The organism is Pseudomonas sp. B23(2017) (assembly GCF_002113725.1).
GTDB classification, from domain to species: Bacteria; Pseudomonadota; Gammaproteobacteria; order Pseudomonadales; family Pseudomonadaceae; genus Aquipseudomonas; species Aquipseudomonas putida_Z.
Map to the genome: position 1 here is coordinate 16,989 of NZ_NEJM01000018.1, position 21,384 is coordinate 38,372.

At 64.5% G+C, this 21,384-nt stretch carries 16 protein-coding genes; 14 read left to right on the plus strand and 2 right to left on the minus strand.

Features of this window, described 5'->3' with window-relative positions:
• Window positions 1–48: 48 nt before the first annotated feature.
• Entirely contained in the window at window positions 49–366 is a 318-nt protein-coding gene (locus CAG46_RS23865) for a Rieske (2Fe-2S) protein (protein ID WP_025340682.1), read from the plus strand.
• Here CAG46_RS23865 and sfsA read toward each other — a convergent pair.
• Both sfsA and CAG46_RS23875 read right to left on the minus strand, forming a co-directional pair.
• Entirely contained in the window at window positions 356–1,069 is a 714-nt protein-coding gene (gene sfsA, locus CAG46_RS23870) for a DNA/RNA nuclease SfsA (RefSeq protein WP_085617903.1), read from the minus strand. The genes CAG46_RS23865 and sfsA overlap by 11 nt on opposite strands.
• Window positions 1,069–2,241, minus strand: a complete 1,173-nt coding sequence (locus CAG46_RS23875) for a pyridoxal phosphate-dependent aminotransferase (RefSeq protein WP_085617905.1) — start codon at window positions 2,239–2,241, stop codon at window positions 1,069–1,071. The genes sfsA and CAG46_RS23875 overlap by 1 nt, the downstream gene beginning before the upstream one ends.
• Window positions 2,242–2,451: 210 nt before the next feature.
• On the opposite strand from CAG46_RS23875, the gene dksA reads away from it, so the two are divergent.
• From dksA to CAG46_RS23935, 13 genes are all read left to right on the plus strand, one after another.
• Window positions 2,452–2,895 carry an RNA polymerase-binding protein DksA gene (dksA, locus tag CAG46_RS23880; RefSeq protein WP_025340685.1) on the plus strand — a complete coding sequence of 148 codons (444 nt, stop codon included), beginning with the start codon at window positions 2,452–2,454 and terminating at the stop codon, window positions 2,893–2,895.
• A gap of 64 nt (window positions 2,896–2,959) precedes the next feature.
• On the plus strand, window positions 2,960–3,847 hold the full coding sequence (gene gluQRS / locus CAG46_RS23885) for a tRNA glutamyl-Q(34) synthetase GluQRS (protein ID WP_084785353.1): 888 nt from the start codon (window positions 2,960–2,962) through the stop codon (window positions 3,845–3,847).
• A 244-nt stretch (window positions 3,848–4,091) separates the two neighbouring features.
• Window positions 4,092–4,268 (plus strand): hypothetical protein, encoded by a 177-nt coding sequence (locus tag CAG46_RS28570; RefSeq protein ID WP_003250005.1) that lies wholly within the window; start codon window positions 4,092–4,094, stop codon window positions 4,266–4,268.
• Window positions 4,252–7,227, plus strand: coding sequence for a sensor histidine kinase (locus tag CAG46_RS23890; RefSeq protein ID WP_025340687.1), 2,976 nt, complete (start codon window positions 4,252–4,254; stop codon window positions 7,225–7,227). Before CAG46_RS28570 ends, CAG46_RS23890 begins: the two co-directional genes overlap by 17 nt.
• 4 nt (window positions 7,228–7,231) lie before the next feature.
• The gene (locus CAG46_RS23895) at window positions 7,232–8,674 is read left to right on the plus strand and encodes a sigma-54 dependent transcriptional regulator (RefSeq protein WP_013974271.1); all 1,443 of its coding nucleotides are present in this window, start codon (window positions 7,232–7,234) and stop codon (window positions 8,672–8,674) included.
• A gap of 891 nt (window positions 8,675–9,565) precedes the next feature.
• On the plus strand, window positions 9,566–10,954 hold the full coding sequence (locus CAG46_RS23900) for a polynucleotide adenylyltransferase PcnB (protein WP_015271847.1): 1,389 nt from the start codon (window positions 9,566–9,568) through the stop codon (window positions 10,952–10,954).
• The gene (folK, locus tag CAG46_RS23905) at window positions 10,951–11,430 is read left to right on the plus strand and encodes a 2-amino-4-hydroxy-6-hydroxymethyldihydropteridine diphosphokinase (RefSeq protein WP_085617907.1); all 480 of its coding nucleotides are present in this window, start codon (window positions 10,951–10,953) and stop codon (window positions 11,428–11,430) included. The genes CAG46_RS23900 and folK overlap by 4 nt, the downstream gene beginning before the upstream one ends.
• Before the next feature lie 262 nt (window positions 11,431–11,692).
• Window positions 11,693–12,493, plus strand: a complete 801-nt coding sequence (panB, locus tag CAG46_RS23910) for a 3-methyl-2-oxobutanoate hydroxymethyltransferase (RefSeq protein ID WP_085617910.1) — start codon at window positions 11,693–11,695, stop codon at window positions 12,491–12,493.
• Window positions 12,490–13,353, plus strand: a complete 864-nt coding sequence (gene panC, locus CAG46_RS23915) for a pantoate--beta-alanine ligase (protein WP_025340691.1) — start codon at window positions 12,490–12,492, stop codon at window positions 13,351–13,353. The genes panB and panC overlap by 4 nt, the downstream gene beginning before the upstream one ends.
• Before the next feature lie 229 nt (window positions 13,354–13,582).
• A complete protein-coding gene (gene pgi / locus CAG46_RS23920) occupies window positions 13,583–15,247 on the plus strand; it encodes a glucose-6-phosphate isomerase (protein ID WP_085591714.1) in 1,665 nt (554 codons plus the stop codon).
• Window positions 15,248–15,489: 242 nt separating this feature from the next.
• On the plus strand, window positions 15,490–17,424 hold the full coding sequence (gene acs / locus CAG46_RS23925; protein ID WP_085617912.1) for an acetate--CoA ligase: 1,935 nt from the start codon (window positions 15,490–15,492) through the stop codon (window positions 17,422–17,424).
• A 42-nt stretch (window positions 17,425–17,466) separates the two neighbouring features.
• Complete coding sequence (locus tag CAG46_RS23930; protein ID WP_085617914.1) at window positions 17,467–18,336, plus strand: oxygenase MpaB family protein; 870 nt, start codon at window positions 17,467–17,469, stop codon at window positions 18,334–18,336.
• 78 nt (window positions 18,337–18,414) lie between these two features.
• The gene (locus CAG46_RS23935) at window positions 18,415–21,351 is read left to right on the plus strand and encodes a DUF748 domain-containing protein (RefSeq protein ID WP_085617916.1); all 2,937 of its coding nucleotides are present in this window, start codon (window positions 18,415–18,417) and stop codon (window positions 21,349–21,351) included.
• The last annotated feature ends 33 nt before the right edge of the window (window positions 21,352–21,384 follow it).

The following is a 21,384-nucleotide window of genomic DNA, read 5'->3' on the forward strand; positions in this document are numbered from 1 at the left end:
TCGCATTGATGCGTCAAGCCACCACCTGTTTCACGAGTCGTCCTTGCCATGCACTTCCTTTGTACCTCCCACGGCCTGGCCGAAGGCCAAAGCCGCGCCTTCAGCGTAGACGGCATCGAACTGTTCGGCGTACGCCGCCAGGGCCAGGTGTACCTCTACCGCAACCGTTGCCCGCACCGCAGCATCCCGCTGAACTGGGCGGAAGATGCGTTTCTCGATGACAGCGCCAGCCTGATTCACTGCGCCCATCATGGCGCGCTGTTCCTGATCGAAAGCGGCGAATGCGTGGCCGGGCCATGCGAAGGCGAGCAACTGCAGGCCCTGGGCTGCCACGAGGACAGCCAGGGCATCTGGTTCAAGGGGTAAGCAGCACCGGCAGGCGGCGGTCGATGACGATGCCTTCGGCGTCCAGGCGCGTGCCGTAGGCCAGCACCTCCACCCCGTCCGCCACCGCCGCGCGCAAGGCCTGGGCATAGGCCGCATCGATTTCCTCGGCCGGGCGCACCGCGTCGATACCGGTCAGGTTCACGCAATACAGCTGCACCGCCCGCACGCCCTGCCTGGCCAGCTTCGCCAGCTCGCGCAGGTGTTTGGCACCGCGCTGGGTCACCGCATCAGGGAAGGCCGCGACCGTGCTGTCTGGGTAGCCCAGGGTCACGCTCTTGACCTCGACATAGGCCGGGGCACCCTCGAATTCCAGACGAAAGTCGATGCGGCTGCCTTCCTCGCCGTAGGCCACTTCACGCCTTAGAGCGCTGAAGCCGGCCAGTTCGGCGATGATGCCGGCACGCAGGGCCTCTTCGACCAGCGTATTGGCCCGCCCGGTATTCACACAGGCCAGCCGCCCCTGCGGTGTTTCGCTGATTTCCCACGTGCCCGGGAGCTTGCGCTTGGGGTCGTTGGAGCGGCTGAACCACACCTGCCCGCCTTCTCGCATGCAGTTGAGCATGGAACCGGTGTTCGGGCAGTGGATGGTCAGCTGTTCGCCGCCGGGCAGTTCGATATCCGCCAGAAAGCGTTTGTAGCGGCGCAGCAGGCGTCCCTGTTCGAGTGGGGGATGGAATTGCATCAGCCTTGCCAGCTCCGCAGACCGCGGGCGATCCGTTGTACCGCCTCTTCCAGGCGCGGCAGGCTTTGGGTGTAGGCAAAGCGCACATGGTGGCCGGCCAGGTGACGGCCGAAGTCCAGGCCCGGGGTGAAGGCCAGGTGCTCGGTCTCCAGGAAGTGCCGGCAGAAGGCGAACGCGTCACCGCCAAAGGCACTGATGTCGGCATACAGGTAGAACGCCCCCTGCGGCTCGACGGCAATGCGGAAGCCCAGTTCGCGCAGGGCAGGCAACAGGTAGTCGCGGCGGCGGGCGAACTCGGCCCGGCGCTCCTCGAAAACGGCCAGGGTCTCGGGCTGGAAACACGCCAGCGCGGCATGCTGGGCCATGCTGGGCGCACTGATGTACAGGTTTTGTGCCAGCTTCTCCAGGTCGGCCACCGCGCCAGGAGGCGCCACCAGCCAGCCGAGGCGCCAACCGGTCATGCCGAAATACTTGGAAAAACTATTCAGCACGAATGCCGAGTCGTCCACTTCCAGCACGCTGGGTGCGTCCATGCCATAGGTCAGCCCGTGGTAGATCTCGTCCACCACCAGGTGGCCATGCCGTTCGCGGGTGGCGCTGGACAGGCCGGCCAGCTCGTCACGCCCCAGCACGGTGCCGGTCGGGTTGGCCGGCGAGGCGACCAGGGCTCCAACCGTGTCCTTGTCCCAGTAGCGGTCGACAAGGTCGGCAGTCAGCTGGTAATTCACGTCCGGGCCCACCGGCACCAGCTGCGCCCCGCCCTCGACCAGGCGCAGGAAGTGGCGGTTGCACGGGTAGCCTGGGTCGGCCAGCAGCCAGTGCTTGCCTGGGTCTACCAGCAAGCTGCTGGCCAGCAGCAGCGCACCGGAGCCACCCGGGGTGATGAGGATGCGTTCAGGGTCGACACTCAGGCCGTAACGCTGGCCATAGAACCCGGCAATGGCTTCGCGCAGTGCCGGCAGGCCGCGTGCTGCGGTGTAGCGGGTGTGCCCGGCGGCCAATGCTGCCTGGCCGGCGGCAACTATGGGCGCGGCCGTGGTGAAGTCCGGCTCGCCGATTTCCAGGTGGATCACGTCGTGCCCGGCCGCCTGCAGCTCGTTGGCCCGGGCCAGCAGCGCCATGACGTGGAAGGGTTCGATGGCGCGGCTGCGCGCACTGTAGGGGTGGGCCATGACCTTCTCTCAATTGGGTCTAAACTGGAGATTCTACCTCTGCACGCCACCGAACGTGCGGCTCGCGCCGCTGTCAATTACCAGGATCGGGCGGGGTAGCGCACCCCCGATCTATCTGGTAAGTTCGGCGGCTCGCAGTCGCAGGGCCGGCGGGTGCCGGAGATGGAGCAGCCTGCGCATTGGATCAGATGAGTGAGAGGCGGTCTATTCATGTCCACCGTAGAAAAGCAAAAAGCCCAGACCATGTACGGTGTCGAGCCCTACGTAGAAACCAAGGGTGAAGAGTACATGGGCGAGCCCATGAAAAAGCACTTCACCAAGCTTCTCGGCGCCTGGAAGCAAGAGCTGATGAACAGTGTCGACCGCACTGTGGACCACATGAAGGACGAGGCAGCCAACTTCCCCGACCCGGCCGACCGTGCCAGCCAGGAAGAAGAATTCGCCCTGGAGCTGCGCAACCGCGATCGCGAGCGCAAGCTGATCAAGAAAATCGACAAGACCCTCGACAAGATCAAGGCCGACGAGTACGGCTGGTGCGAATCGTGCGGCATCGAGATCGGCCTGCGTCGCCTGGAGGCCCGCCCTACCGCCGACCTGTGCTTCGACTGCAAGGAAATCGCCGAGAAAAAGGAAAAGACGGTCGGCAAAGGCTGATCTTTCTTTCCACCTGAACGGGGCGCATCATGCGCCCCGTTTCATTTATATGCCCAGCCTGACCATGACCGAATCAAGCTACATCGGGCGTTTCGCCCCCACCCCCAGCGGCTTCCTGCACTTCGGCTCGCTGGTCGCCGCCCTCGCCTCCTGGCTCGATGCCCGCGCCGTGAACGGCCGCTGGCTGCTGCGCATGGAAGACACCGACCCGCCTCGGGAAATGCCCGGTGCTCGCGATGCGATCCTGCAGACCCTGGAGCGCTACGGCCTGGAGTGGGACGGCGAAGTGGTGTTCCAGAGCCAGCGGCACGATGCCTATGCCGCGGTGGTCGACCGCCTGTTCAACATGGGCCTGGCCTACGCCTGCACCTGCTCGCGCAAGCAGCTTGAGGGTTACAACGGCATCTACCCGGGCCTTTGCCGCAACGCCGGGCATGCTCGGGAAGGCGCGGCGATCCGCCTGCGCGTGCCAGAGCTGATCTACCGCTTTACCGACCGCGTGCAGGGCGAGTTCCAGCAGCACCTGGGGCGTGAAGTGGGCGATTTCGTCATCCAGCGCCGCGACGGGCTGTATGCCTACCAGCTGGCGGTGGTACTGGACGATGCCTGGCAAGGTGTTACCGACATCGTGCGTGGGGCCGACCTGCTCGACAACACCCCGCGCCAACTGTACCTGCAAGAGTTGTTGGGCTTTTCGCAGCCGCGTTACCTGCATATTCCGCTGATCGTGCAGCCGGACGGGCACAAGCTGGGCAAGTCGTACCGCTCGCCGCCGCTGCAGGCGGACCAGGCGACACCGCTATTGCTGCGGGCGTTGCGGGCGCTGGGGCAGGAAGCAGACCCCGAGTTGTTGCTGGCAACGCCGGCGGAGGTATTGGCGGTAGCTCGCAAGCAGTGGCGGCCCGAGGCGATTGCACAGCGGACCACGGTGCCAGAGGCTGATTTGCGCTGAGGCAGGCCCGGCCCTTTCGCGGGTAAACCCGCTCCCACAGGGTCCTCACCAAACCTGAGGAAAGCGCATTACCTGTGGGAGCGGGTTCACCCGCGAAGAGGCCGGCACAGGCAACGCACCCTCAAAAACAAAAGCCCAATAAATTCAACCTCTTGGCGAACACCATGGATTCCCGCTAGCATCCGCCCAGCCATTTGCGCCAATAATAAGTCCAAGCCCGCAGCGCCCAACCATCGAGGCCAGCATGTACATCTATCGTTTGGTCCTGCTTCTGGTCGTGGGGATCTACCTGTTCTCCCCGGCCATCATGGACTGGTGGATCGAACCGACCGGAGCCTGGTATCGCCCTTACCTGCTCTGGCTGATCCTGATCGTCGTCACCTTCATCCTGCAGAGCCAACGAGATGCCGATGAGCTTTAGCCTGACCCAGATGATCCTGATCAGCGCCGCGTACCTCATGGTGCTGTTCGGCGTGGCCTGGATCAGCGAGCGGGGGTTGATCCCGCGCTCGATCATTCGCCACCCGCTGACCTACACCCTGTCGCTGGGTGTGTACGCCAGTGCCTGGGCCTTCTATGGCTCGGTGGGCCTGGCCTACCAGTACGGCTACGGCTTCCTTGCCTGTTACCTGGGGGTGTCCGGCGCGTTCCTGCTGGCGCCGGTGCTGCTTTACCCGATCCTCAAGATCACCCGTACCTACCAGCTGTCCTCGCTGGCCGACCTGCTGGCGTTCCGTTTCCGCAGCACCTGGGCCGGGGCGCTGACCACCATCATCATGCTGATCGGCGTGCTGCCCTTGCTGGCCCTGCAGATCCAGGCGGTGGCCGACTCGATCAGCATCCTCACCGGTGAACCGGTCAAGGCACGGGTGGCCTTCGCCTTCTGTGCGCTGATCATCCTGTTCACCATCTTCTTCGGCTCGCGGCACATCGCCACACGCGAAAAGCACGAAGGGCTGGTGTTCGCCATCGCCTTCGAGTCGGTGATCAAGCTGCTGGCCCTGGGCGGTATCGGCCTGTACGCCCTGTATGGCGTGTTCGGCGGCCCGCACGAACTGGAAGTGTGGCTGCTGCAGAACCAGACCGCCCTGGCGGCTCTGCATACGCCACTGCAGGAAGGCCCATGGCGCACCCTGCTGCTGGTGTTCTTCGCCTCGGCCATCGTCATGCCGCACATGTACCACATGGCCTTCACCGAAAACCTCAACCCGCGCTCGCTGGTCAGTGCCAGCTGGGGCCTGCCGCTGTTCCTGCTGCTGATGAGCCTGGCCGTGCCGCTGGTGCTGTGGGCCGGCCTGCGCCTGGGCGCCACCACCAACCCCGAGTACTTCACCCTGGGCCTGGGGCTTGCCGCCAACAACCAGGCACTGGCGCTGCTGGCCTACGTCGGCGGCTTGTCGGCCGCCAGCGGGTTGATCATCGTCACCACCCTGGCGCTGTCGGGCATGGCCCTCAACCACCTGGTGCTGCCGCTGTACCAGCCGCCGGCCGAAGGCAACATCTACCGCTGGCTGAAGTGGACCCGCCGCGCGCTGATCGTCGCCATCATCACCGCCGGGTTCATGTTCTACCTGACCCAGAACAACCATCAGAGCCTGGCCAACCTGGGCATCGTCGCCTTCGTGGCCACGTTGCAGTTCCTGCCGGGCGTGCTGTCGGTACTGTACTGGCCGACTGCCAACCGCCGTGGCTTCATCGCCGGCCTGCTGGCCGGCACCCTGGTGTGGATGGTGACCATGCTGCTGCCACTGCTGGGCAACCTGCAGGGCTTCTACATCCCGCTGCTGGACATGATCTACGTGCTGGACGACACCAGCTGGCACATGGCGGCCATCGCCTCGCTGGCGGCCAACGTGCTGTTGTTCACCCTGATCTCGCTGTTCACCAACGCCAGCAACGAAGAGGTCAGCGCCGCCGAAGCCTGCGCGGTGGACAATGTGCGCCGCCCGCAACGCCGCGAACTGCACGCCGCCTCGCCACAGGAGTTCGCCACCCAACTGGCCAAGCCGCTGGGCGCCAAGGCCGCACAGAAGGAGGTGGAGCAGGCCCTGCGCGACCTTTACCTGCCATTCGACGAGCGCCGCCCCTATGCCTTGCGCCGCCTGCGCGACCGTATCGAGGCCAACCTGTCCGGCCTGATGGGGCCGAGCGTGGCCCAGGACATGGTCGAGACCTTCCTGCCGTACAAGTCCGGTAACGAAAACTACGTGACCGAGGACATCCACTTCATCGAAAGCCGCCTGGAAGACTACCACTCGCGCCTGACCGGCCTGGCCGCCGAGCTCGACGCCCTGCGCCGCTACCACCGCCAGACCCTGCAGGAACTGCCCATGGGCGTCTGCTCGCTGGCCAAGGACCAGGAAATCCTGATGTGGAACAAGGCCATGGAAGAGCTCACCGGCATCGCTGCCAAGCACGTGGTCGGCTCGCGCCTGGTCACCATCAGCGAACCCTGGCGCGGCCTGCTGCAAGGCTTCATCAACGTGCCCGACGAGCACCTGCACAAGCAGCGCCTGGCGCTGGACGGCCAGCCGCGCTGGCTGAACCTGCACAAGGCGGCCATCGACGAGCCGCTGGCCCCGGGCAACAGCGGCCTGGTGCTGCTGGTAGAGGACCTTACCGAAACCCAGGCGCTGGAAGACAAGCTGGTGCACTCCGAACGCCTGGCCAGCATCGGCCGCCTGGCCGCCGGCGTGGCACACGAGATCGGCAACCCGATCACCGGCATCGCCTGCCTGGCGCAGAACCTGCGCGAGGAGCGTGAGGGCGATGGCGAAATCATCGAGCTGTCCAGCCAGATTCTCGAACAGACCAAGCGGGTATCGCGCATCGTCCAGTCGCTGATGAGCTTCGCCCATGCCGGCGGCAGCCACCAGAACAGCGAAGAGCCAGTATGCCTGGCCGAAGTGGCACAGGACGCCATCGGTCTGCTGGCGTTGAACCGGCGCAATTTCGAAGTACAGTTCTTCAACCTCTGCGACCCGGAGCACTGGGCCGAAGGGGACCCGCAGCGCCTGGCCCAGGTGCTGATCAACCTGCTCTCCAACGCCCGAGACGCTTCGCCGCCCGGCAGCGCCGTGCGCGTGCGCAGCGAAGTCAGCGAGCACACCGTCGACCTGATCGTCGAGGATGAGGGCAGCGGGATCCCGAAGAACATCATGGACCGCCTGTTCGAACCCTTCTTCACCACCAAGGACCCGGGCGAAGGCACCGGACTGGGGCTCGCTCTGGTCTATTCCATCGTGGAAGAGCATTATGGGCAAATCACCATCGACAGCCCGGCCGATATCGAACGGCAACGTGGCACCCGGATCCGCGTGACCCTGCCCCGGCATGTCGTAGCGACGTCCCCTGAAATTCGAGACCGTCGAGAGAATTGAATCAATGCCGCACATTCTGATCGTCGAAGACGAAACCATCATCCGCTCGGCCTTGCGTCGCCTGCTCGAACGGAACCAGTACCAGGTCAGCGAAGCCGGCTCGGTGCAGGAAGCCCAGGAACGCTTCAGCATTGCCACCTTCGACCTGATCGTCAGCGACCTGCGCCTGCCAGGCGCGCCCGGCACCGAGCTGATCAAGCTCGGCCAGGGCACCCCGGTGCTGATCATGACCAGCTACGCCAGCCTGCGCTCGGCGGTAGACTCGATGAAAATGGGCGCGGTGGACTACATCGCCAAGCCCTTCGACCACGACGAGATGCTGCAAGCGGTGGCGCGTATCCTGCGCGACCGGCAGAACGCCCCGGCTGCCGCACCGGCGGCCGAGCCACGCGCCACCAATGGCAAGGCCGCCCCGGCCGACAAAGGCAGCGCGGCAGCCGCCAATGGCGAAATCGGCATCATCGGCTCGTGCCCGCCAATGCAGGACATGTACAGCAAGATCCGCAAGGTCGCGCCCACCGACTCCAACGTGCTGATCCAAGGCGAGTCGGGCACCGGTAAAGAGCTGGTCGCACGCGCCCTGCACAACCTGTCGCGTCGGGCCAAGGCACCAATGATTTCGGTGAACTGCGCAGCCATCCCCGAGACACTGATCGAGTCCGAGCTGTTCGGCCACGAGAAAGGCGCGTTCACCGGCGCCAGCGCCGGGCGCGCTGGCCTGGTGGAAGCTGCCGATGGCGGTACCCTGTTCCTCGACGAAATCGGCGAACTGCCGCTGGAAGCCCAGGCCCGCCTGCTGCGCGTGCTGCAGGAAGGCGAGATTCGCCGGGTGGGTTCGGTACAGTCGCAAAAGGTCGATGTACGCCTGATCGCCGCGACCCACCGCGACCTGAAGAACCTGGCCAAGGCCGGCCAGTTCCGTGAAGACCTGTATTACCGCCTGCACGTGATCGCCCTGAAACTGCCTGCCCTGCGCGAGCGCGGCAGCGACGTCAACGAGATCGCCAGCGCCTTCCTCGCCCGCCAGAGCGCGCGCATCGGCCGCGACGACCTGCACTTCTCGGCCGAAGCCGAGCAGGCCATTCGTCACTACAGCTGGCCGGGTAACGTGCGAGAGCTGGAAAACGCCGTTGAGCGTGCGGTGATCCTCAGCGAGAGCGCAGAAATTTCCGCAGACCTGCTGGGCATCGACATCGAGCTGGGTGACCTGGAGGAGGACGAAATCCTCGACAACGCCCTGGTCGTGGCCAGTTCGGCGAATGCCAGCCATGAGCCGACCGAGGACCTGTCGCTGGAAGACTACTTCCAGCACTTCGTGCTCGAGCACCAGGACCACATGACCGAGACCGAGCTGGCCCGCAAGCTCGGGGTCAGCCGCAAGTGCCTGTGGGAACGCCGCCAGCGCCTGGGTATCCCGCGGCGCAAGAGCAACGCTACCAGCGAGTAACCGCGCTGCCTGGGCGGGAGGTTCCTCCTGCCCTGATCCCTCTCTATCTGCCGTTCCGGCCTCTTCGCGGGTGAACCCGCTCCCACAGAAATCTCACTGCCCTCAAGGGTGGTGCAATCCTTGTAGAAGCCGGCTTACCGAGATTCAGCGAAACCTGCGCAGCCCTGTGGGAGCGGGTTCACCCGCGAAAGGGCCGGCAAAGCCAGCGCACACACCCCAGGTAACACATCAGCCCCCGCAAAAATCTGTTACCCAAGCTTTCCGCCGTAACAGTTCCCGAGGCGTACGGTAACGAAATTTCGACATTTTCGACCACTGAAAAACTGCTCGCCATCTCCAACCCATTGATTTTACTGGGTTTGCGAAAGTTGGCACGGCACCTGCTATATGTCTGGTACAAGAACAATAACAAGCACTGCAACTCAGAATAAGAACAAGACGAAACGGCTCACGCACAATAAAAACAAGACGGCGGAGGCGCAGCTAACTGATTCTTTTGGAGAGGATGCGTGTTTGGGGCTTGCCCCACAACCAGGCAGAGAACAATAAAAACTGCACTAAAAAGCAGCGCCTGAACTGGTTGGATCGACAGATCAACGTGACATCAGCGACCAAAGCAATCCGTTTGCTCTTAACCCCTGGATTGGGGGTCGTCCACAAGCTTCGAGATTTGTGGACAGGGCACTCAACAAAAACAAGAAGCCCAGCAAAAAAACAATAAGAGCACGCAACGACTTCTTGGGGAGCTTAGGCTCCCCTTGTCGTTTCTACCCTTCCGGCAGGCATCCTGCTACCCGCCTACACCATTCCTTGAGTAAATGCTAGAATCCCCGCCCATCATGCGGCCATTCTCCTATTCTTGGCCGAACATTCCTTCAAACAGTGCATCCCATGCTGAAGAAGCTGTTCCAGTCGTTCCGCCCGCCCGTACCGGGCCCGCACCACAGGCGCACCACGCCTGAGGTGATCAACAAGAGCCAGCACTCGCTGCAACGCCACCAGTTCAGCCGCCATGCGGTGAACATCGTGGAACGCCTGCAGAGCGCCGGTTACCAGGCTTACCTGGTCGGTGGCTGTGTCCGCGACCTGATGCTGGGCATCACGCCGAAAGACTTCGACGTCGCCACCAGTGCCACCCCCGAACAGGTCCGTGCCGAGTTCCGCAACGCGCGCATCATTGGCCGCCGCTTCAAGCTGGTCCACGTGCATTTCGGCCGTGAGATCATCGAAGTCGCCACCTTCCGCGCCCACCACTCGGAAGACGACCAGGGCGACAGCCACCGTTCGTCGCACAATGCCAGTGGCCGCATCCTGCGTGACAACGTGTACGGCACCCTGGAAGAGGACGCGCAACGTCGCGACTTCACCATCAACGCCCTGTACTACGACCCGGTCAGCGAGCGCATCCTCGACTACGCCAACGGCGTGCACGATATTCGCAACCGCCTGCTGCGCCTGATCGGTGACCCTACCCACCGCTACCAGGAAGACCCGGTGCGCATGCTGCGCGCGGTGCGTTTCGCCGCCAAGCTCGACTTCGGCATCGAAAAGCACACGGTCCAGCCGATCCGCGAGCTGGCCCCACTGCTGCGCGAGATTCCGCCAGCGCGCCTGTTCGAAGAGAGCCTCAAGCTGTTCCTCTCCGGCCAGGGCGCCATCGTCTTCGAAATGCTGGTCGACCTGCAGTTGTTCGAGCCGCTGTTCCCGGCCAGTTCGCATGCCCTGGACGAGCGCCCGACCTACACCCACACGCTGATCAGCCAGGCGCTGAACAACACCGACCTGCGCGTGAAGCAAGGCAAACCGGTAACCCCGGCTTTCCTCTTCGCCGCGCTGCTGTGGCCAGCCCTGCCGGCCCGCGTGCTGCACCTGCAGAACCAAGGCGTGCCGCCGATCCCGGCCATGAACGGTGCGGCCCACGACCTGATCGCCGAGCAATGCGCACGCATCGCCATCCCCAAGCGCTTCACCCTGCCGATCCGCGAGATCTGGGACATGCAGGAGCGCCTGCCACGCCGCAGCGGCAAGCGCGCCGACATGCTGCTGGACAACCCGCGCTTCCGTGCCGGCTACGACTTCCTGCTGCTGCGCGAAAGCGCCGGGGAAGAAACCGACGACCTCGGCCAGTGGTGGACCGACTACCAGGATGCCAACGACAGCGAGCGCCGCGAGATGATCCGCGAGCTGGGCAGCCGTGACGAAGGCACAGGCGCCGGCCCGCGCAAACGCAAGCGTAGCGGTGGCAAGCGCAAGCGCAGTGGCGACGAGGCGTTCGAGTGAGTACCCGCGCCTATATCGGCCTGGGCAGCAACCTGGACGCACCTGCCGAGCAGCTGCGCAGCGCCTTGCAGGCCCTCGACCAGGTCGAAGCCACACGCCTGGTGGCGGCCTCGGCCCTGTACACCAGCGATTCGTTGCTGCCCGGCCAGCCGCGCTACACCAACGCCGTCGCCGCCCTGGACACCGCCCTGCCACCGCTGGCCCTGCTCGATGCACTGCAAGCCATCGAGAACGATCAGGGCCGCGTGCGCAAGGAACGCTGGGGCCCGCGCACACTGGACCTGGACATCCTGCTGTTCGGCGACCAGGTGCTCGATGAGCCGCGCCTGAGAGTGCCGCATTACCACATGCATGCCCGGCCTTTCGTGCTGTACCCGCTGGCGGAACTGGTACCGGGCGATTTCCGCCTGGCCGACGGCCGCGCCCTCGCGCAACTGCTCGACGACTGCCCGTTCGTCGGCCTGGAACGCCTGTAAACCGGGCGTTCCAGCCTTGCACACTGGCGCGGTAACGCCAGTAACACCCTGATCGTAACAATGCGGTAACAGGGTGATTGACTTCCCCAACCTCGCTCACGACTATAGGCGTCCCGTGTGGCACCAAAGTGCCGCATACCCGTATTTAGGCCCGGACGGACCTGTGCCCGAACATCACGCGCGATGATGTGCCGCTCCGGAAGATGACTACACGCGTTGAATGCAGTCGTTTCTTACAGCGCCTGAACGAGGAATTTCCTACATGCCTGAAGTAACCCTGACCACCCTCAATGGCCTCAAGGCCAAGGGTGAAAAAATCACCATGCTGACCTGCTACGACGCGACCTTCGCCAAGGCCGCCAGCCAGGCCGGTGTCGAAGTGTTGCTGGTGGGCGACTCGCTGGGCATGGTCCTGCAAGGCCACGACAGCACACTGCCGGTGACCACCGCGGACATGGCCTACCATACCGCCAGCGTCAAACGTGGCAACGACGGCGCGCTGATCCTCGCCGACCTGCCGTTCATGGCGCATGCCACCCCGGAGCAGGCCTTTGCCAACAGCGCCACGCTGATGCAGGCTGGCGCCCACATGATCAAGATCGAAGGTGCTGCCTGGCTGGCCGAGACCATCCGCCTGCTGGCCGAGCGTGGCGTGCCGGTGTGCGCGCACATGGGCCTGACCCCGCAGACTGTCAACGTGCTGGGCGGCTACAAGGTGCAGGGCCGCCAGGAAGCCCAGGCCCGGCAGATGCGCGCCGACGCCATCGCCCTGGAACAGGCCGGTGCAGCCATGCTGCTGCTCGAATGCGTGCCCAGCGAACTGGCGGCGGAAATCACCAGTGCCGTATCCATCCCGGTGATCGGCATTGGCGCCGGCAGCGGCACCGATGGCCAGGTACTGGTCCTGCACGACATGCTCGGGCTGTCGCTGAGCGGCCGGGTACCGAAGTTCGTGAAGAACTTCATGCACGGCCAGCCGGATATCCACAGTGCCCTCGTCGCTTACGTCGAGGCGGTCAAGCAAGTCAGCTTCCCAGGCAGCGAACACGGGTTCAGTGCATGAATACAGTCAAGACCGTCCGCGAACTGCGCGCCGCAGTCGCCCGCGCCCGCGGTGAAGGCAAGCGCATCGGCTTCGTGCCGACCATGGGCAACCTGCACAGCGGCCATGCCGCCCTGGTGACCAAGGCTGCGCAGCGCGCCGATTTCGTGGTCGCCAGCATTTTCGTCAACCCGCTGCAGTTCGGCGCCAACGAAGACCTCGACAAGTACCCGCGCACCCTGGCCGCCGACCAGGAGCGCCTGCTCCAGGCTGGCTGCAATCTTCTGTTCGCGCCCAGCGTCGAAGAGATGTACCCCGACGGCATGAGCGTGCAAACCCGCGTCAGCGTGCCCCACCTTTCCGAAGGCCTGTGCGGCGCCAGCCGGCCCGGGCATTTCGAAGGCGTGGCCACCGTGGTCAGCAAGCTGTTCAACATGGTCCAGCCCGACCTTGCCGTGTTCGGTGAAAAGGACTTCCAGCAGCTGGCGGTGATCCGTGCCATGGTGCGCGACCTGAACATGCCGATCCAGATCATCGGCGAGCCCACCGTGCGTGCCGAGGACGGCCTGGCGCTGTCGTCGCGCAACGGTTACCTCACGCCTGAGCAGCGTGCTGCGGCGCCAGCGTTGTACCGCACGCTGCAGCACATTGCTGCTGGCATCGGCCGTGGCCAACGTGACTTTGCCGCGCTGGTTGCCGAAGGCCAGGCGCAGTTGACCGCCGCTGGTTTCCGGCCGGATTACCTGGAAGTGCGTCATGCCGTGAGCCTGCGCCCGGCAGTGATCGATGATCGAGACCTGGTGGTAATTGCGGCGGCTTACCTGGGTAACACACGGTTGATCGACAACCTGTACCTGCATCTGGAAGAGAAGACCGCGTAACGGCCTGGGGCTGCCTTGCAGCCCATTCGCAGCACAAGGCTGCTCCTACAGAAAATCGCCTTCCTTTGTAGGAGCAGCCTTATGCTGCGAAGGGGCGCAAAGCGCCCCCCCAAATTCCCCCGCCATACCCATTCCCTGCAAGTGGCCTTTGCCTATAATGGTGCCAGCCTGAACCCGGCAATGAGTGCCGTGTCCAAGGTCTCACCACGCACCAAGGGAACCCCGCGCAATGGCGTATTACCGTACACCCCACGATGTCACGGCCCTGCCCGCCTGGCAGGCGCTCCAGCAACACCGCGACGCCATGCAAGGTTTCAGCATGCGCGAAGCCTTCGCCGCCGATACCAAGCGCTTCGACCAGTTCTCCCTGAGCTCCTGCGGCCTGTTCCTCGACTACTCGAAAAACCTGATCACCGAACAAAGCCGCGACCTGCTGGTGAACCTGGCCAACGAAGTGGGCCTGCAGGACGCCATCAAGTCGATGTTCAGTGGCGAAATCATCAACGCCTCCGAAGGGCGCCCGGTGCTGCACACCGCCCTGCGCCGGCCGGTGGGCGACAAGCTCAGCGTCAACGGCGTGAACGTCATGCCGGAAGTGCACAAGGTGCTCAACCAGATCACCGAACTGGTCGGCCGCATCCACGACGGCCTGTGGCGCGGCTACAGCGAAAAACCGATCACCGACGTGGTCAACATCGGCATCGGTGGCTCGTTCCTCGGCCCCGAGCTGGTCTCCGAGGCGCTGCTGCCCTACGCCCAGCGCGGCGTGCGCTGCCACTACCTGGCGAACATCGACGGCAGTGAGTTCCACGAGCTGTCGGCCAACCTGCGCGCCGAAACCACCCTGTTCATCGTCTCATCGAAGTCGTTCAACACCCTCGAGACCTTGAAGAACGCCATGGCCGCGCGTACCTGGTACCTGGCCCAGGGCGGTTCGGAAGCCGAGCTGTACCGCCACTTCATCGCTGTTTCCAGCAACAAGGCCGCCGCCGTGGCCTTCGGCATCCGCGAAGAAAACATCTTCCCGATGTGGGACTGGGTGGGCGGGCGCTACTCGCTGTGGTCGGCCATCGGCCTGCCGATCGCCCTGGCCATCGGTACCGCCAACTTCAAGGAACTGCTGTCCGGTGCCTACACCATGGACCAGCACTTCCAGACCGCGCCGTTCGAAAAGAACATGCCGGTACTGCTGGCCCTGCTGGGCGTGTGGTACGGCAACTTCTGGGGCGCCCAGAGCCACGCGATCCTGCCGTACGACCACTACCTGCGCAACATCACCAAGCACCTGCAACAGCTGGACATGGAGTCCAACGGCAAGAGCGTGCTGCAGGACGGCACCCCGGTGAAAACCGACACCGGCCCGGTGATCTGGGGCGGCGTCGGCTGCAACGGCCAGCATGCCTACCACCAGTTGCTGCACCAAGGCACCCAGCTGATTCCGGCCGACTTCATCGTGCCAGTGGTGAGCTTCAACCCGGTGGCCGACCATCACCAGTGGCTGTACGCCAACTGCCTGTCGCAGAGCCAGGCGCTGATGCTGGGCAAGACCCGCGAGGAAGCCGAAGCCGAGCTGCGTGGCAAAGGCCTGAACGAAGCGGACATCGAAAAGCTGGCCCCGCACAAGGTCATCCCGGGCAACCGCCCGAGCAATACCCTGGTGGTGGAGCGCATCAGCCCACGCCGCCTGGGCGCGCTGGTGGCGATGTACGAGCACAAGGTCTTCGTACAGAGCGTGATCTGGGGCATCAACGCCTTCGACCAGTGGGGCGTGGAGCTGGGCAAGGAGCTGGGCAAGGGCGTTTACCAACGCCTGGTCGGCAGCCTGGAAGACAGCGCCGAAGATGGCTCTACCCAAGGCCTGATCAACTACTTCCGCGGCCGTCACCGCGGTTGATCCCAAAGCCGTCACACGGTCGCTCCGTGTAGGAGCGGCCTTGTGTCGCGATGGGCCGCAGAGCGGCCCCAACAATTGATGCGCCAGCGCTGAGATCCCGGGGCCGCTCTGCGGCCCATCGCGACACAAGGCCGCTCCTACAGGGACCGAGTCTACCCTCAAGGAACATCACCTCTGGCTACACTGTCCTATCGAATAGCCGTTGCAGTCCATCGCCCCTTACAAGAGCAGGACCACCCGCCATGTTCGATATCCGCAACTACCCCCAGGCCCTGGCCGTCAGCCAGTCCGCCGCCCTCACCCCCGACGAGTACCGCCGCCTCTACCGCCAGTCGGTGGATGACCCCGACACCTTCTGGGCCGAACAGGCCAAGCGCCTGGACTGGATAAAACCCTGGTCGAGCGTGCAGCAATGCGACCTGAAGACCGGCAGCGCCCGCTGGTTCGACGGCGCCCAGCTCAACGTCAGCTACAACTGCATCGACCGCCACCTGGCCCGACGCGGCGAACAGACCGCCCTGCTGTGGGAAGGCGACGATCCCAAGGATTCCAAGGCCATCACCTACCGCGAACTGCACCGCCAGGTCTGCCGCCTGGCCAATGCGCTGAAAGCACGCGGGGTGAAGAAAGGCGACCGGGTGTGCATCTACATGCCGATGATCCCCGAGGCCGCCTTCGCCATGCTTGCCTGCACCCGCATCGGTGCCATCCACTCGGTGGTGTTTGGCGGCTTCTCGCCCGATGCCCTGCGCGACCGTATCCTCGATGCCGACTGCCGTACGGTGATCACCGCCGATGAAGGCGTGCGCGGCGGTAAACGCATCCCGCTGAAACAGAACGTCGACAAGGCCCTGGCCAGCTGCCCCGCGGTCAGCAGCGTATTCGTGGTGCGCCGCACCGGCGGCGATGTCGCCTGGGCCGAAGGCCGTGACCTCTGGTACCACGAGGCAACGGAAAAGGCCGGCGACGACTGCGCTCCCGAGCCGATGGAGGCCGAGGACCCGCTGTTCATCCTCTACACCTCCGGCAGCACCGGCAAACCCAAAGGCGTGCTGCACACTACCGGCGGCTACCTGCTGCAGGCCACCCTCACCTTCAAGGTGGTGTTCGACTACCGTGACGGCGAGGTGTTCTGGTGCACCGCCGATGTCGGCTGGGTCACCGGCCACAGCTACATCGTCTATGGTCCACTGGCCAATGGCGCGATCTCGCTGATGTTCGAAGGCGTGCCCAACTACCCGGACACCTCGCGCTTCTGGCAAGTGGTGGACAAGCACCAGGTGAACATCTTCTACACCGCCCCGACCGCCCTGCGCGCGCTGATGCGCGAAGGCTCCGCGCCGCTGCAAAACACTTCACGCCAGAGCCTGCGCCTGCTGGGCAGCGTCGGCGAGCCGATCAACCCCGAAGCCTGGGAGTGGTATTTCGAGGAAGTCGGGCAAAAGCGCTGCCCCATCGTCGATACCTGGTGGCAGACCGAAACCGGCGGCATCATGCTCACCCCGTTGCCCGGCTCGCAGTCGCTCAAGCCCGGCTGTGCCACCCAGCCCATGTTCGGCGTACAACCAGTGCTGCTGGACGAAAAGGGCAAGCTCATCGAAGGCCCCGGTGCCGGCCTGCTGGTGATCAAGGCCAGCTGGCCCGGGCAGATCCGTAGCGTCTATGGCGACCATCAGCGCATGGTCGACACCTACTTCAAGCCGATGCCCGGCTATTACTTCACCGGCGACGGTGCCCGCCGCGATGCCGATGGTGACTACTGGATCACCGGGCGTATCGATGACGTGATCAACGTTTCCGGCCACCGTATCGGTACCGCCGAAGTGGAAAGCGCGCTGGTGCTGCATGACAGCGTCGCCGAAGCGGCGGTGGTCGGTTACCCCCACGACCTCAAGGGCCAGGGCGTTTATGCCTTCGTCACGCCCATGAATGGCGTAACGCCGGACGACGCGCTCAAGGCCGAGTTGCTGGCCCTGGTCAGCAAGGAAATCGGCAGTTTCGCCAAGCCCGAGCTGATCCAGTGGGCCCCGGCGCTACCCAAGACGCGCTCAGGCAAGATCATGCGGCGTATACTGCGCAAGATCGCCTGCAACGAACTCGACAACCTGGGCGATACCTCGACCCTGGCCGACCCAAGTGTGGTGCAGGGCCTGATCGACAAACGCCTCAACCAGTAACCGGCGGCCGCTGTTCATGGCCGCCCTGAACCACAGGTCGCCATGGAAGCCCTTCGCCGCCGCATCGAAACCCAGGTCATGAGCCTTACCGGGCTGGCCCTCGGCCAGCTCGATCTGGAATCGCCCAAGGGCGACCCCGGCCTGTTCGGCCCGCACAGCATCAGCTGGCGGGTACATGGCGACTTCCCGAGCATGCTGGTCGGTGGCATCAGCGCCCTCATGCTGCAATTGCTGCATCCGCTGGCCCTGGCCGGGGTGTGGGACCATTCCAACTTCCGTGAAGACCTGCTCGGCCGCCTGCGCCGCACCAGCCAATTCATTTCCGGCACCACCTTCGGCGCCACCCGCGATGCCGAGTGGCTGATCGACAAGGTGCGCACCATCCACCTGCAGGTGACCGGCACCGCGCCGGATGGCCGCCCATATGCGGCCAGCGACCCGGACCTGCTGACCTGGGTGCATGTGGCGGAAGTCAGCAGCTTCCTCGCTGCCCACCTGCGTTACCGCAACCCGCACCTTGCGCGCGCCGAGCAGGATGCCTACTACGCAGAGATCGCGCTGATTGCCGAGCGCCTTGGCGCCCGCGACGTGCCGCGCTCGTGCCAGCAGGTCGAGGACTACCTGCAGCGCATGCGGCCGCAGTTGCACTGCGACGCCCGCAGCCATGAGGTGGTCAGCATCCTGCTCGATGCCCCCGCCCCCAGCCGCCTGGCACAGCCGGTGGGCAAGTTGATGCTGCACGCCGGCATCGACCTGCTGCCGGGCTGGGCCCAGGCCATGCTCGGCCTGCAGCACGGCCCGTTGCAGCGGCGCATGATCCGCCTGGGCCTGCAACGCACCGCGCCAGTACTGCGCTGGGCGATGCGCGACGGCTCGGCGCATCGGGCCAAACGGCGCATGGGTATCGAATGAGGTCAGATGGTCGCCTCAGCGGAACTGATTTAACGTGCCATACTCCAAGCTCTCCTGCTTAGACAGACGAAGCGACACATGTACAAAGGATTGACTCGCGCCGCTGGCGCACTGCTGGCCCTCGTAGCCCTCTACAGCCTTCTCGGCTTTCTCGTTCTCCCCGGTGTCGCGCTGCGCATCGCCAACCAGCAGTTGGCCCAGTACGCGACCGTGCCTGCCCACCTCGAACGGATCGAGCTCAACCCCTTCAGCCTCGAGCTGACGCTGTGGGGCCTGCAGATCGGCGAGCCGGGCAAGGAGCAGGTCGGCTTCGAGCGGCTGTACGCCAACCTCTCGCTCGACAGCCTGTGGAGCGGTGCCCTGCACCTGGACGCCGTGGAACTGGTCAAACCACGCAACGAAGTACTGTTCGCCAAGGACGGTACCCTCAACCTGACCCGCCTGTTCAAGCTGCCAGCCAGCGAAGCCAAGCCTGACGAGCCGCCCAGCGACCCGTTCCCGCTACGCATCGGCAGCATCAAGCTCAGCGACGGCTACCTGCACTTCGAGGACCTGCGCCCGAGCGAGCCGATCGAGTTCCTGTACGACAACATGAACCTGGAGCTGAAAAACCTCAGCACCCTGCCTAACGACAATGCCGACATGACCCTGGTGGCCATCGGCCCCAACGGCGGGCGTATCGACTGGAAAGGTACCCTGAGCCTGGCGCCGATCGCCTCTGAAGGCACACTGAAGATCACCGAAGGCAAGATGAAGGCATTCTGGCCCTATGTGCGCGATGCCGTGCCACTGGTGCTGGAAGAGGGCGTGGTCAGCCTCGACACCCACTACAAGCTCAACCTTGCCAAACAGACCGAACTGTTGCTGGACAACGCGTCGGTGCGCATCGCCCCGTTTGCCATCAAGGCCCCGGATGGCCGCCCGCTGGCACGCCTGGCCAGCCTGGAAGTAAGCGAAACCTCGGTCGACCTGGTCAAGCAGCTGGTCACCGTGGGCAAGATCCGCAGTGAAAAGCTGGAAACCTGGGCTGCGCTGGAAAAGGACGGCCAGCTCGATTGGCAGAAGCTGTTCGCCAGCCAGCCGCCCAAAGCTACGCCGAAGGAAAAGGCCGAGCCGGCAGCCGCCGAACCCACGCCCGAACAGCAAGCCGCCAAGGAGCCGAGCAAACCCTGGCAGGTGCTGCTCAAGGATGTGCAACTGCGTAACTACCTGGTGCACCTGGCAGACCGTACCCAGAAGGAGCCGGTGGCCCTCGACGTCGGCCCGCTCAACGCCGACCTGCAAGGTTTCGACAGCCTCAACAAGTCGCCCTTCACCCTCAAGCTCGATACCGGCGTGGGCAAGCAAGGCAAACTGCAGGCGGCCGGCCAGGTCAACCTGGCGCCCATCTGGGCCAAGCTGGACGTGAGCACCCGCGACATCGACCTGCGAGTGGCCCAGGCCTATATCAGCCCGTTCATCCTGCTGGAGCTGCGCAGCGGCATGCTCGCCAGCGACCTCAAGGTCGACCTGAAGAACACCGCACCGCTGGCCTTCAGCGTTACCGGCAAGGCACAGGTCAGCCAGCTGCACACCCTCGACACCATCAAGAGCCGTGACTTCGTCAAATGGCAGCAGGTGAACGTCGACGGCCTGTCCTACGTGCACGGCGATGCTCTGTCGATCGACAAGGTGACCCTGCTGCAACCCTATGCGCGCTTCATCATCAACGAGGACCGCACCACCAACATCAACGACCTGCTGATCCCGCAGCCGGCCGGCGCCCCGGCGACCAGCCAGGCCAAGCCGGCCGCTGCCAGCAACGACAAGCCGCTGGGCATCCACATCGGCCAGATCGACATCAACGACGGCTCGGCCAACTTCGCCGACCTGTCCCTCACCCCCAACTTCGCCACGGCCATCCAGCAGCTCAACGGCCGGATCGGCACCATCGACAACCGCAAGCCGGTGCCGGCCAAGGTCGACGTCAAGGGCAAGGTCGACCGCTACGCGCCGGTCACCATCAAAGGCGCCCTCAACCCGTTCGACCCGCTGGCCAGCCTGGACATCGCCACCAGCTTCAAGCGGGTCGAGCTGACCACACTCACCCCCTACTCCGGCAAGTTCGCCGGCTTCCGCATCCGCAAAGGCCGGCTCAACCTCGACCTGCACTACCTGATCACCAATGGCCAGCTGAAGGCCGAAAACAAGGTGGTGGTAGAGCAGCTGCAGTTGGGCGAGAAGGTCGACAGCCCGGACGCAGTGGACCTGCCGATCCGCCTGGCGGTTGCGTTGCTGAAGGACACCGAAGGCAAGATCTCGATCGAGCTTCCGGTGTCGGGCGACCTCAACAACCCGCAGTTCAGCGTGATGCCGATCGTCTGGCAAACCCTGCGCAACCTGGTGTTGCGTGCGGCGCAGGCACCGTTCAAGTTCATTGGCGGGCTGGTTGCCGGCGGTGGTTCGGAAGACCTGGGCAACGTGGCCTTCGCCCCGGGCTCCAGCGAGCTCGGTAGCGACGCCCAGGCATCGCTGGACAAGCTGGCGTCGGCCCTGAAGGAACGCCCGGAACTGCGCCTGGAAATCGAAGGCACCAGCGCCCAGGCCAGCGATGGCCCGCTGATCGCCCAGCAGCGCCTGGAGCGCGAGTACCAGGCCACCTGGTACAAGATCCTGCAGCGTCGCGGTGACAAGGTGCCGGCCAATGCCTCGATGCTGGTGGTCGACGACAGTGACAAACCGGCGATGCTCGAAGGCATCTACCGTAACCGCCTGAAGCAGCAGCCGCCTGCCGAATGGGAGCAACTGGGCCGCGACGAGCGCACCGCCAAGCTGCGCGAGGCGGTGATCAAGTCCTGGGCCGAGAGTACTGCGCTACTGCGCACGCTGGGCCAGGAGCGGGCCAGCAGCATCAAGGATTACCTGGTGGACAAAGGCCAGCTGGAAGATGACCGGGTGTACTTCATCGATACCAACCTGGGCCAGGCCGAGAGCGATGGGCGGGTGGTGACGCCGATGCATCTGGATGCCGAGTAACTTCTACTAGCAGGTCTGGCCTCTTCGCGGGCT